Here is a 12,609-nt window from a genome sequence, read left to right on the forward strand (position 1 = left end):
TCTTTAAAGTGTAAATGCTATAAAGAGATAGCTGATTAATTAATTTAAATAGTTAAGACGATGAAAAAGAGATTTATTACAGCAGCTCTGATTTTTATGAGTGTTTGTGCTGTGGCACAACAGAAAGAAAATCGCGATGCCAATGGCAAAATTCTACGTGGTCCGTATGAGACCAATAGGGCTTTTGACAATTGGTTTTTTAGTGTAGGTGGTGGAGTTAACATCTACGAAGGTGAGTATGACAGCAAAGCCGACTTCGGTAAACGTTTGGCTCCTGCGCTCGATGTTTCTATCGGTAAGTGGATTACTCCATGGTCCGGAGTTCGTTTGCAATTTGCCGGACTTAAAGTAAAAGGCGCAACACAACCGGGCGCTATTTTCGCTGACGGAACAGAAAAAGACTATACAAAGAAGAAGTTTGATGTAATGACTGTTCATGCCGATTATCTCTGGAACCTCTCCAATGCGTTCCTGGGATACAACTCTAAGCGTGTATGGAACTTTATTCCTTATGGAGGTTTCGGTTGGGTACAAGCTAAAGGTAATGGCCATGAAGATAATGAACTTGCCGGATTTGTCGGTATCTTGAACACATTCCGTTTGGGCAAACGCGTAGACTTGACTTTGGAAGGTCGTCAGATGTTGGTGAACCAAAGACTTGACGGAGTTGTCGGCGGCGAAAAAGTTGAAGGAATGACTTCTGTAACGTTAGGTTTGAACTTCAAACTCGGTAAGACAGGTTTCAACCGCGTGACTATGCCGGAACCGGTAGACTTCAGCTCTTACAATGACCGCATCAATGACTTGCGTGCACAGAATGATAAGCTGAAAGCTGATAACCAACAACTGTCAGACGAGTTGATCGCTGCCAGAAATCGTAAAGCAGAAACCGTAACTGAAGTAATCACTGCTCCTTTGGCTCTGTTCTTCCAGATCGGTAAGGCTAAATTGGATTCTAAAGAATTGACTAACTTGGATTACTATGCTACTCATATTATGAAAGCTGCTTCTGACAAGACATTTACATTGATCGGATCTGCAGATAAGGCTACCGGTAGCAAGGCTTGGAATCAGAAGTTGAGTGAAAAACGTGCAGATTATGTATATAATTTGTTGGTTGAAAAATATGGTATACCTGCAGAGCGTCTTGTGAAGAGAGCTGAAGGTGATACAAATAACCGTTTCAAGGAAGCTGTATTGAATCGCGTAGTTATCGTTGAATAATTTCGTATTCATTTATTTCTGAGTGATGTGAGGGGGAATAGGGGTGTTTCCTCTCACATTTTTTTGGTCTGTATTATTTTTTAAAAAAAGAATGATTATATACAATAGCCGACTTGCAAGGCTTTTTTTAAAAGCTGAGAATAAACATTATTTTATGCTTTTGGGAATTACTTTTACCCGTTATAAACATTGCGAATACTGGGAAGAAATGGAAATGCTTATTCATAAAAGGCAATATGTGGAGTGTATGCTTCTTGCAGCATTACCTGTCTTTATCTTAGCTTATCTTTTTTCATGGTGGCTTCTGTTGCTTATTCCGCTTGCTTATCGCATTCTGTATTGGCTGGAACGTTTTTTGATAAATGCTTCGTCTTTCGACAGAGAAGCTCAGAGATTCAGCAATGACAGGATGTACTTCAGGAGGAGAAAGTTTGCTGCATGGAGAAGTTTGTATGCGCGAAAAAATGCTTGAGTTTTATGCTTGTTATACTTGCGCAGATTCTTCAGAGTTTTAGTGTAAAATAAATGTGATTTATGAAAGATATTATTAAAGTGCTTAAGTTTTTGCTGATCCGGCGCGTCTTTTTGCATCGTGTTTGTTGCAATGGAACTTGCTTTATTCTTTTTTAGTATCTCATTAAATATATTTACCCCTATTGATGTATTAAGAAACAATGAGTCTGTTATTCCCGGCGGAACATCAATATGTGTTACGAACGGGTGAAAAATCTTGATTTTTGAAGAAGGTATCCGAAAAGGATACCTTCTTTTTTTGATAACTATATAGCGGCTATGTAGCGTCAAAGCGTAGTTATGTGGGCAATGTATGATGAAAAGCGGTTTCTTCCATTGTTTTCACTTAATTTTTTTGTATTCGACTCAAAAGTACTATTTTTGTGTGTGATTCTCGATAGAAATTTTACAAGAAATGATAGAAGATATTAAAAAGTCCTGTCAGGTGATGAATGAAGGGGGCGTAATTCTTTATCCCACTGATACGGTATGGGGAATAGGATGCGATGCGACCAATGAAGAAGCTGTGCGCCGGGTGTATGAAATAAAGAAACGGGCCGACAGCAAAGCGATGCTGGTGCTTGTGGATTCGCCGGTAAAGGTGGACTTCTATGTGCCGGATGTGCCGGATGTGGCGTGGGATTTGATGGAAGTTGCCGACAAACCGATGACGATTATCTATTCCGGAGCCCGTAACCTGGCTTCGAACCTGCTGGCCGAAGACGGAAGCGTGGGCATCCGCATCACCAACGAACCTTTTTCCAAACAGCTCTGCCGGCAATTCCGCAAAGCGATAGTGTCTACTTCCGCCAATATCAGCGGCGAACCGGGAGCGGCCAATTTCAGCGAAATAAGTGAGGACATCAAGTCGGCTGTAGACTACATTGTAAGTTTTCGGCAGGACGACATGAGCCATCCGTCGCCTTCGAGTATTATTAAACTGGAACCGGGAGGAGTTATTAAAATTATTCGGGAATAAATGGAGAAGGAAAAAGACAGTTTGATGCAGCGACTCATCAAGTGGCGCGAAGAAAACATAAAGGAGAAGAGATTTATTCTGATCTTAAGTTTCCTTGTAGGTATATTTTCGGCCATTGCCGCTTTGTTTTTAAAAACATTGATTCATGAGATTAAAGATTTTCTGACCGACAACTTTACCGCTACAGGAGCTAACTATTTATATCTGGTATATCCCATTGTCGGAATCTTTCTGGCCGGATGGTTTGTGCGGAACATTGTGAAAGACGACATCAGCCACGGGGTAACCAAGATATTGTATGCCATCTCCCGCAGGCAAGGACGAATCAAAAGACACAACATCTGGTCATCCACCATTGCCAGCGCCATTACCATCGGATTCGGAGGATCGGTAGGAGCCGAGGCGCCCATTGTGCTCACCGGTTCGGCCATCGGTTCCAATCTGGGCAGTGTTTTCAAAATGGAGCACCGCACGCTGATGTTGCTGGTGGGTTGCGGAGCGGCGGGAGCCGTAGCCGGTATTTTTAAAGCGCCCATTGCCGGACTGGTGTTTACGCTGGAGGTGCTGATGATCGACCTGACGATGTCTTCCTTGCTTCCCCTTTTGATTTCCGCCGTCACGGCAGCCACCGTGTCGTACGTCACGTCCGGAACGGAAGCCATGTTTAAGTTTCACCTCGATCAGGCCTTCGAGCTGGAACGTATCCCATACGTAATTTTACTGGGCATTCTCTGCGGGCTCGTCTCTCTTTATTTTACCCGCGCCATGAGCTTTGCGGAAGGAGTCTTCGCCAAGCTTTCCAACCCCTACAAGAAGCTTGCTCTCGGAGGGGTGATGCTGAGCGTGCTTATCTTCCTTTTTCCTCCGCTGTATGGCGAGGGTTACGATACGATCGAACTGCTTTTGAACGGAACCAATGCCGCCGATTGGGACAAGGTGATGGACAACTCTTTCTTCTACGGCTATGGAAGCCTGCTGCTCATTTATCTTGTGTTTATCATTCTGCTGAAAGTATTCGCCACCAGCGCAACGAACGGTGGCGGAGGATGTGGCGGTATTTTTGCTCCTTCGCTTTATCTGGGTTGTATCGCCGGATTCGTTTTTTCTCATTTCAGCAATGATTTCGCTTTCTCCGCTTATTTGCCCGAGAAGAACTTTGCTTTGATGGGAATGGCGGGGGTGATGAGCGGAGTAATGCACGCGCCGCTGACAGGGGTGTTTTTGATAGCCGAACTGACCGGCGGATACGACCTTTTCCTCCCGTTGATGATTGTATCGGTGAGCGCCTATCTTACGATTATCGCTTTCGAGCCCCACAGTATCTACTCGATGCGTCTGGCAAAGAAAGGAGAATTGCTTACTCACCATAAAGACAAAGCCGTGCTGACTTTGATGACTATGGAGAACGTGGTGGAGAAAGATTTCGTGGAGGTGCATCCGGAGATGGAACTGGGCGAACTGGTGAAAGCCATTGCCTCGTCACACCGGAATGTGTTCCCGGTGACGGATAAGAAAACGGGCGTATTGCTTGGCATCGTGTTGTTGGACGACATACGCAACATCATGTTCCGTCAGGAACTCTACCACCGGTTTACGGTGAACAAGCTGATGACTTCGGCGCCTGCCAAGATATACGATACCGACGGCATGGAGCAGGTGATGCAGACTTTCGACGATACGAAAGCATGGAACCTGCCTGTGGTGGATGAGGCGGGACGCTATGAAGGATTCGTCTCGAAGTCGAAAATCTTCAATTCGTACAGAGAGGTGTTGGTACACTTCTCGGAAGATTAAACAAATGGCGATGAGAACGAGACGATTGAGGCTTTACGTATGAATAAAAGTAGATTTCTAACAAAAAACTGCAATGGAAAAGAAAGATTTAAGAATAGTATATATGGGTACTCCCGACTTTGCGGTGGAGAGTCTGCGCCAATTGGTGGAAGGCGGATATAATGTGGCAGGCGTGATAACGATGCCCGATAAACCCGCCGGACGGGGACATAAGATACAGTATTCTCCGGTGAAGCAATACGTTTTGAGCCAGAATCTCCCGTTGTTGCAACCGCAGAACCTGAAGGATGAATCATTTATACAGTCGCTGCGCGACTGGAAGGCCGACCTGCAGATTGTGGTGGCTTTCCGCATGCTTCCGGAAGTGGTGTGGAATATGCCTCGTCTGGGCACTTTCAATCTTCACGCTTCGCTGTTGCCTCAGTATCGCGGAGCGGCGCCCATCAACTGGGCGGTGATAAACGGGGATACGGAGACGGGCATCACCACATTCTTTTTGAAGCACGAAATAGATACGGGCGAGGTGATTCGGCAGCAACGGGTGTCCATTGCCGACACGGACAATGTGGAGGTGGTGCACGACAAACTGATGATGCTGGGCGGCAAGCTGGTTGTCGAAACGGTAGACGATATTCTGAACGACAGGGTGAAGCCGATGCCTCAGGAAGAGATGGCGGTGGCGGGCGAACTTCGTCCGGCTCCGAAGATTTTCAAGGAGACGTGCCGGATAGACTGGAACCGGTCGGTGAAAAAGATATACGACTTCGTGCGCGGACTGTCTCCGTATCCGGGCGCATGGACCGAATTGATTAGCCCGGAAGGCGAAACAGTGGTGCTGAAAATCTTCGAAAGCGAAAAAAACGTTGAAGAGCACCGACTGGTTCCGGGAACCATCGTCACCGACGGAAAGAAGACAATCAAAATAGCCGTGCCCGACGGATTCCTTTCCATCCTTTCGTTGCAACTGCCGGGTAAGAAACGTTTGAAAACGGATGAATTGCTTCGCGGATTCCGGCTGACCGGCGCGTATAAAGTACATTGACACGCTTCCGGGCATAGCCTGCGGGGAGTGTGATGCCGGAATTGAAACATCGTATGAATTTGAATTAACCTATTTCGAATCCCATAAATAAATAAAAAATGAAACCAATAATCGCTCCTTCCATTCTTTCCGCAGATTTCGGAAATCTGGCGAGAGACATTGAAATGATCAACCGCAGCGAGGCGGAGTGGGTACATATCGACATAATGGACGGCGTGTTTGTGCCGAATATCTCGTTCGGCTTCCCGGTCTTGAAGTACGTGGCAAAACTCAGCCGGAAGCCTTTGGATGTTCACCTGATGATTGTCAGTCCGGAGAAATTCATTCCCGAAGTAAAGGCGCTGGGCGCTCATACGATGAACGTACACTATGAGGCTTGTCCGCACCTGCACCGGGTGATTCAACAGATCAGAGAAGCCGGAATGCAGCCGGCGGTGACGATCAACCCCGCTACGCCGGTGGATGTATTGAAAGATATTATCCGCGATGTCTACATGGTGTTGCTGATGAGTGTGAATCCCGGATTCGGCGGACAGAAGTTTATCGAACATTCGCTGGAGAAAGTGCGTGAGCTGAAAGCATTGATAGAACGTACCGGTTCGCAGGCTTTGATTGAAGTAGACGGCGGAGTGAACCTGGAAACGGGCGCCCGCTTGGTAGAAGCCGGGGCCGATGCGCTGGTTGCAGGCAATGCAATTTTCGCCGATCCTGAACCCGAGAAAATGATTCGGATGTTGCACGGATTATAGCAAAGTCGTTGCCGGACAGACTTCCGATTGTTTTTTTGCTCATTCAGCTCTTCACGAAAAAGCAATCGGACGCAGCTCTTTAAAGCCTGCGGTGCTTGAAAACTGGGTTTTGGTGCTTGAAAACAAAGCCTCTGATGCTTGAAAACAGAGCTTCTGATGCTTGAAAACAGAGCTTCTGATGTTTGAAAACAGAGCCTCTGATGCTTGAAAACAAAGCCTCTGATGCTTGAAAACAGAGCTTCTGGTGCTTGAAAACAAAGCCTCTGATGTTTGGAAACAGAGCCTGTAATGTTTAAATCAAAGCCCGCCGTGTTTGGTTTGAAAGCCCGCCGCCTTTTTTTTAAAGCCCGCCGTGTTTTTTTTAAAGCCCGCCGTGTTTTTTTCAAAGCCCGCGGCCTTTTTTTCTAAGCATTGGCGCCTTTTTTTCAATTGACGGCCTCCATAAATTATCTTTCTCTTTTTCAACGACTTATACCTTTCCGAAGGAATGGAGATAAAAGATCCTCTCTCCTATCCGTTTGGAGGATGGAAATGGCAGACTGCATGAAACTAAGAAAGAGAATCTTCTGAGGAGTCCGTACATGAGTGCGAAGAAGCGAAGGGATTCGGCAGGTCTTGGAGCGGAACGATGCGGGAAAAGAATTTTTAAAAGCTTTATGTATCAATAACGGATTTGAAGCGATCATGTTGCCTACTGCCTCGTTGCATCGATATCCTTACGTGCGTCTGCTTGTTCCATGGATAGCAGGCATTTTTTGCGGAGATCGGTTTTTCGACCGGCCGACGGGTTTGTCTCTCCCCGTTTTTCTCTTTGCACTGTTTGCCGTACTGTCTGTCGGGTGTCATTTCCTGAAGCGGCATACCCTACGGTGGTGTTTCGGATTGTCCGTAACGATGCTTTGTTTTGCCGGGGGATGGATTGCCATTACTCTTTCTCTCCGGCAGTCGGTTTACGCTTTTCCCGAAGGAGAAATGGCGTATCACCTATCTCTGTCCGACAAGCCCGAACGGAAGGCGAAGAGTTTCCTGTGCCGTGTCGATGTAAGGTCGTATCGCGATTCGCTGTCCGTTCGTCCGGTCTCTCGCCGGGCAATTGTTTATTTTCAGGCGGATTCCGCTGCGGCCGCCTTGCGCGAAGGAGACGAATTGCTGGTGTTCGCGCGCATTTCTCCGCCGGCAAACCGGAACAACTTCGATGAATTCGACTATGCCCGCTTTCTCTTGCGTAAAGGGACAGCAGGTACGGGATACGCGGCTTCGGGCAAATGGACGAAACTCCCGGTGCGCCGTCCTCCCGGGTGGCATGGTTTGGCAGGCAACTATCGGGAGCAATTGCTCGATATTTATCGTTCGTTGGGTTTCGACGGTGATGAATTGGCTGTGCTTTCGGCGCTCACGGTAGGCGATAAACGTGAATTGAGCGAAGACATCCGCGAAAGTTATTCGGTTGCCGGAGTCAGCCACGTATTGGCTTTGTCGGGTTTGCATATCGGCCTGCTGACCGGGTTGCTTCTGTTTATCCTGAAGCCTTTAACAAGGCGTTCCCCGACAGGAAGAGTGGCGGGAGCAGTTCTGCTGACGGCCGTTTTGTGGCTTTTCGCCTTTGTCACCGGCTTCGCGCCATCGGTGGTTCGTTCCGTCTGCATGTTTTCCATCTGGATATCCGGCAGCCTGTTGGCAAGAAAGTCCTTGTCGGTCAACACGCTGGCTGCAACAGCTTTCGCCATGTTGCTCTATCGTCCGTCGTGGCTGTTCGATGTCGGGTTTCAATTGTCCTTTCTGGCGGTTGCTTCCATCCTGTTGTTGCATCCCGTCGTCTATCCGCTTATTTCGTTGAAAGGACGAACGGGTACATACATTGGCGGACTGATGAGTGTGTCCGTTGCGGCGCAAGTGGGCACGGCGCCGCTCGTTTGGGTTTACTTCTCCCGTTTTCCCGTGCATTTTCTGCTCACCAACCTCGTGGTTCTGCCGCTTGTCACAATCATTCTTTATGCGGCGGTCCTGATGCTGGCGCTCACTCCTTTTCCGGCGGCGCAGGCTGTCGCGGCGCTTCCTGTCCGTTTGCTGCTGAAAACACTCAACGGTTTTGTGCAGTGGGCGGAACAGCTTCCTTACGCGTCGGTCGACCACATCCGGTTTAGCCTGGCGGAAGCCGTAATCGTCTACCTTTTTCTTGTGTTTCTGCTATGCTTTGCGCGCATACGCCGGGCACGATACCTTCAGGCATGTCTTTTTTGCCTGCTGTCGCTAGCCGCTTTTCGCGCGATAACGGATTGGCGCCATCGCCCGCAGCGGAGCATTGTCTTTTACAACCTGCCCAATTGCCCGGTTGTTCACTGCGTGGAGGGTGACGGGCGCTCGTGGCTGAGCTATGCGGACAGCGTGCCCGATACCGAAAGCTTGCGGCGCACGGCAGGACGCTTCTGGCAACGCAGCCGGCTGAAGGAGCCGAAACATGTGATTGCCGACCATCGCGAAGGAAACTTCTTCATTCGCCAACGCCTGCTTACTTTTTACGATTGCCGCGTATGTATCGTTGCCGATAATCGCTGGCGCGGAAAAACAGCGCGTGGCCCGTTGCCGGTTCGTTACCTCTATCTTTGTCGCGGTTATGGCGGGCGGTTGCAAGAACTTGTCCCGCTGTTCGCCCCTTCGTGCGTGGTCATGGATGCGTCGCTTTCCGACCGGCGGAGGCGTCTTTTCGAAAAAGAATGCGAACAATTGGGAATCCGCTTTATCTCCTTGCCCGATAAAGGTTCTGTCCGGTTTTTGCTTTAAGTACGGAGAAATATTGTACATTTGCGGAAATTAATGAAAGTGTGCCGGAAACCGCCGGAGTCCATCCGGGCAGCATACGTCTGCCGGCGGAAAAACGAATGCCGGGAAAGGATTTGGCTATGCTTTCGTGACAGAATGAAAAGATTAAACTAACAAAAAACGTGGCAATCTCGATTGGGAAACTCGCAGTCGGTGTTTGCCGCCTCATTGAACCATGCTGACCAAAGTTATAGAACAGGCAAAAATAGACCATTTCAGCAAATGGTTTGTACGTGCCGATAAAGTTGTAATCGTATCCCATGTATCTCCTGATGGCGACGCCATCGGATCGTCGTTGGGGTTGTACCATTTTCTTGAATCGCAGGGGAAAACGGCCCATGTGATAGTTCCCAACGCTTTCCCCGACTTCCTGCGGTGGATGCCGGGTAGCAAAGATATTCTGCTGTACGATCGTTACAAAGACTTTGCCGATAAACTGATTGCCGAGGCGGATGTGATTTGCTGCCTGGATTTCAACACCCTGAAGCGCATCGATGCGATGGAAGATGCCGTAGCTGCATCTCCCGCCCGCAAGATATTGATCGATCACCACTTGTATCCGGACGATTTTTGCCGGATCACCATGTCCTATCCCGTTATTTCTTCCACTTCCGAGTTGGTGTTTCGCCTTATCTGCCGCATGGGCTATTTCGGCGACATCACGAAAGAAGGAGCCGAATGTATTTACACCGGCATGATGACCGATACGGGCGGATTTACTTATAACTCGAACAACCGGGAGATTTATTTCATCATCGGCGAATTGCTCTCTAAAGGAATAGACAAGGACGATATTTACCGGAATGTGTACAACACCTACTCTGAAAGCCGGTTGCGATTGATGGGCTACGTCCTGTCCAACATGCGGGTTTATTCCGATTGTAATGCGGCCTTGATTACATTGACCAAAGAAGAGCAGGGCAAGTTTGCCTATGTGAAAGGCGACAGCGAAGGCTTTGTCAACATTCCTCTCTCTATCAAGAACGTTTGTTTCTCCTGCTTCCTGCGCGAAGATACCGAAAAACCGATAATCAAGATATCGCTTCGTTCTGTCGGCAAATTTCCGTGCAACGAGTTGGCGGCGGAATTCTTCAACGGAGGAGGGCATTTGAACGCTTCGGGCGGTGAGTTCTTCGGCACGATGGATGAGGCCAAGGCGGTGTTCGAACAAGCCCTTGCCAAGTATAAGCCTTTGTTGACCGCCAATGGCTGAAAAAGTGAAGGTTAAAAGAGGATGGGAAAAGGTTAAAAGATACGAACTTTGAAGCATGCTCTTCATACTTTCCGTGAATTTGAAATACATTTGTACAGAATATAGCTAAATGACAGATAATGAAGAAACTTATATTTGTATTGATTTCCTTATGGGTGGCGGGAACCCTCTTCCAATCGTGCGATAACACGAAAACTTATGCTGAATTGCTGGAAGAAGAGAGAGATGCCGTAAAAGCGTTTATTAAAGACAGTGCCATTCGCGTCATTTCTTTGGAAGAATTTGAGAAAGATACCATCACGGCTTCGAAAGAGGCGGGAGATGATTTCGACGAGTTTGTGGCCTTCTCCAACGGGGTATATCTGCAAATCATCAATCGCGGCGACAAGGAAACCAAGGCGCATTTCGTAAACGGAGATGAAATTTGCGCCCGCTACCTGGAAAAGAATGTGGCGACACGTGAAACGGCTTGCTTCAATATCTTTCAGCCCGATTGGCAAGATGCGGGCAGGGTTTATACGCAACCGGCTGTTTTCCGTTATGTAAATAACGGTACATCTTCCGCTTACGGTATTTTTACGGAGATGGATTATTTGTGGTCGAGCTATTACCAAAGCACAGCCGTACCTGCGGGATGGCTGCTGTCTCTGCCTTATCTTTGGAATGGCGCACGCATTCGTCTTATCATTCCGTCGAAAATGGGGCATTCTTCAGCACAACAGCATGTCACCCCTTACTATTATTACATTCAGAGCTTCTCGAAGGCGCAAAGCTAAGAACATTCATATTAAATATTTTTTTTAAAAAGATCATGACTTTAATCAAATCGATTTCCGGAATCCGCGGTACCATCGGCGGAAAAGCGGGTGAAGGATTGAATCCGCTCGATATTGTGAAATTCACTTCTGCGTATGCTACGCTGATTCGTAAAACCTGTACGGTAAAAAGCAATAAGATAGTTGTAGGCCGCGATGCCCGCATTTCCGGCGAAATGGTAAAGAACGTGGTAGTGGGAACCCTCATGGGAATGGGATGGGACGTAGTCGATATCGATTTGGCCTCTACTCCGACTACCGAACTTGCCGTGACGATGGAAGGCGCTTCGGGCGGTATCATTCTTACGGCTTCGCATAATCCCAGACAGTGGAACGCGCTTAAACTTCTGAACGAACGCGGCGAGTTCCTGAACACTGCCGAAGGCGAGGAGGTTCTTCGCATTGCCGAAGCGGAAGAATTCGACTATGCCGATGTAGACTGCTTGGGCTCTTATCGCAAAGACCTGTCTTACAACCAAAAGCATATCGACTGTGTGCTGGCTCTCGACTTGGTGGATGTGGAAGCCATCAAGAAGGCGAATTTCCGCGTGGCGATCGATGCCGTGAACTCGGTGGGAGGGATCATTCTTCCCGAATTGCTCGAACGCCTCGGAGTGAAACATGTGGAAAAACTCTACTGTGAACCTACCGGAGATTTCCGGCATAACCCCGAACCGCTTGAGAAAAACCTGGGCGACATCATGAATCTGATGAAAAGCGGCAAGGCGGACGTGGCTTTTGTGGTAGACCCGGACGTAGACCGCCTGGCAATGATTTGTGAAGACGGAACGATGTACGGCGAGGAATATACGTTGGTGACGGTAGCCGATTATGTGTTGAAGCATACGCCCGGCAATACGGTATCCAACTTAAGCTCGACCCGTGCTTTGCGCGACGTGACCCGAAAGTACGGAATGGAATACAATGCTTCTGCCGTGGGCGAAGTGAATGTGGTGACGAAGATGAAAGAAACCAATGCCGTAATCGGCGGTGAGGGCAACGGAGGAGTTATTTATCCGGCAAGCCACTACGGACGAGACGCATTGGTGGGTATCGCTTTGTTCCTCAGTCATCTGGCTCATGAAGGCAAGAAAGTGAGCGAACTTCGCGCTACGTATCCTCCTTATTTTATCGCAAAAAACAAGGTAGACCTGACTCCCGGAATAGATGTGGACGCTATCCTGGCTAAAGTGAAGGAACTTTATAAGAATGAAGAAATCAATGATATAGATGGAGTGAAGATAGACTTTGCCGATAAGTGGGTGCATCTGCGCAAGAGCAATACCGAACCGATTATCCGTGTGTACAGCGAAGCCTCGACGATGGAAGCGGCTGAGGAAATCGGACGGCAGATTATGGATGTAATCAACGAACTGGCCAAATAACCCGGCCTGAATTACTGCTTTCACTGTACGCAGTATCGAATTTATAGAGGAAAGTGCCGTTTCAATCCTGTTTGT

11 protein-coding genes are annotated in these 12,609 nt (G+C 48.1%); 10 read left to right on the forward strand and 1 reads right to left on the reverse strand.

Annotated elements, in window-relative coordinates:
- The first annotated feature begins 60 nt into the window (after positions 1 to 60).
- From GGR07_RS12485 to rpe, 6 genes are all read left to right on the forward strand, one after another.
- On the forward strand, positions 61 to 1,224 hold the full coding sequence (locus GGR07_RS12485) for an OmpA family protein (protein WP_034543691.1): 1,164 nt from the start codon (positions 61 to 63) through the stop codon (positions 1,222 to 1,224).
- A gap of 91 nt (positions 1,225 to 1,315) precedes the next feature.
- Positions 1,316 to 1,696, forward strand: coding sequence for a hypothetical protein (locus GGR07_RS12490; RefSeq protein ID WP_034543692.1), 381 nt, complete (start codon positions 1,316 to 1,318; stop codon positions 1,694 to 1,696).
- Between the two features lie 456 nt (positions 1,697 to 2,152).
- Positions 2,153 to 2,716: an L-threonylcarbamoyladenylate synthase gene (locus tag GGR07_RS12495; protein ID WP_034543693.1), complete on the forward strand. Its 564-nt coding sequence runs from the start codon at positions 2,153 to 2,155 to the stop codon at positions 2,714 to 2,716.
- The gene (locus GGR07_RS12500; protein ID WP_122056368.1) at positions 2,717 to 4,510 is read left to right on the forward strand and encodes a chloride channel protein; all 1,794 of its coding nucleotides are present in this window, start codon (positions 2,717 to 2,719) and stop codon (positions 4,508 to 4,510) included.
- 73 nt (positions 4,511 to 4,583) lie between these two features.
- Positions 4,584 to 5,552 (forward strand): methionyl-tRNA formyltransferase, encoded by a 969-nt coding sequence (fmt, locus tag GGR07_RS12505; protein ID WP_034543694.1) that lies wholly within the window; start codon positions 4,584 to 4,586, stop codon positions 5,550 to 5,552.
- A gap of 98 nt (positions 5,553 to 5,650) precedes the next feature.
- The gene (gene rpe, locus GGR07_RS12510; protein ID WP_027325441.1) at positions 5,651 to 6,301 is read left to right on the forward strand and encodes a ribulose-phosphate 3-epimerase; all 651 of its coding nucleotides are present in this window, start codon (positions 5,651 to 5,653) and stop codon (positions 6,299 to 6,301) included.
- A 297-nt stretch (positions 6,302 to 6,598) separates the two neighbouring features.
- On the opposite strand, the gene GGR07_RS12515 is transcribed toward rpe, so the two are convergent.
- Positions 6,599 to 6,766 carry a hypothetical protein gene (locus tag GGR07_RS12515; RefSeq protein ID WP_172545154.1) on the reverse strand — a complete coding sequence of 56 codons (168 nt, stop codon included), beginning with the start codon at positions 6,764 to 6,766 and terminating at the stop codon, positions 6,599 to 6,601.
- A 222-nt stretch (positions 6,767 to 6,988) separates the two neighbouring features.
- Between GGR07_RS12515 and GGR07_RS12520 the strand changes: the two genes are divergently transcribed.
- The 4 genes from GGR07_RS12520 (at position 6,989) to glmM (ending at position 12,534) form a co-directional block, all read left to right on the forward strand.
- Complete coding sequence (locus GGR07_RS12520) at positions 6,989 to 9,082, forward strand: ComEC/Rec2 family competence protein (protein WP_122056662.1); 2,094 nt, start codon at positions 6,989 to 6,991, stop codon at positions 9,080 to 9,082.
- 214 nt (positions 9,083 to 9,296) lie between these two features.
- A complete protein-coding gene (locus GGR07_RS12525) occupies positions 9,297 to 10,334 on the forward strand; it encodes a DHH family phosphoesterase (RefSeq protein ID WP_034543695.1) in 1,038 nt (345 codons plus the stop codon).
- 119 nt (positions 10,335 to 10,453) lie between these two features.
- A complete protein-coding gene (locus GGR07_RS12530) occupies positions 10,454 to 11,110 on the forward strand; it encodes a DUF4827 domain-containing protein (protein ID WP_021644168.1) in 657 nt (218 codons plus the stop codon).
- Positions 11,111 to 11,145: 35 nt separating this feature from the next.
- Positions 11,146 to 12,534: a phosphoglucosamine mutase gene (gene glmM / locus GGR07_RS12535; RefSeq protein ID WP_122056367.1), complete on the forward strand. Its 1,389-nt coding sequence runs from the start codon at positions 11,146 to 11,148 to the stop codon at positions 12,532 to 12,534.
- Positions 12,535 to 12,609 lie beyond the last annotated feature (75 nt).

Origin of the sequence: Bacteroides pyogenes (assembly GCF_014196225.1) — a bacterium.
Taxonomy (GTDB): domain Bacteria; phylum Bacteroidota; class Bacteroidia; order Bacteroidales; family Bacteroidaceae; genus Bacteroides; species Bacteroides pyogenes_A.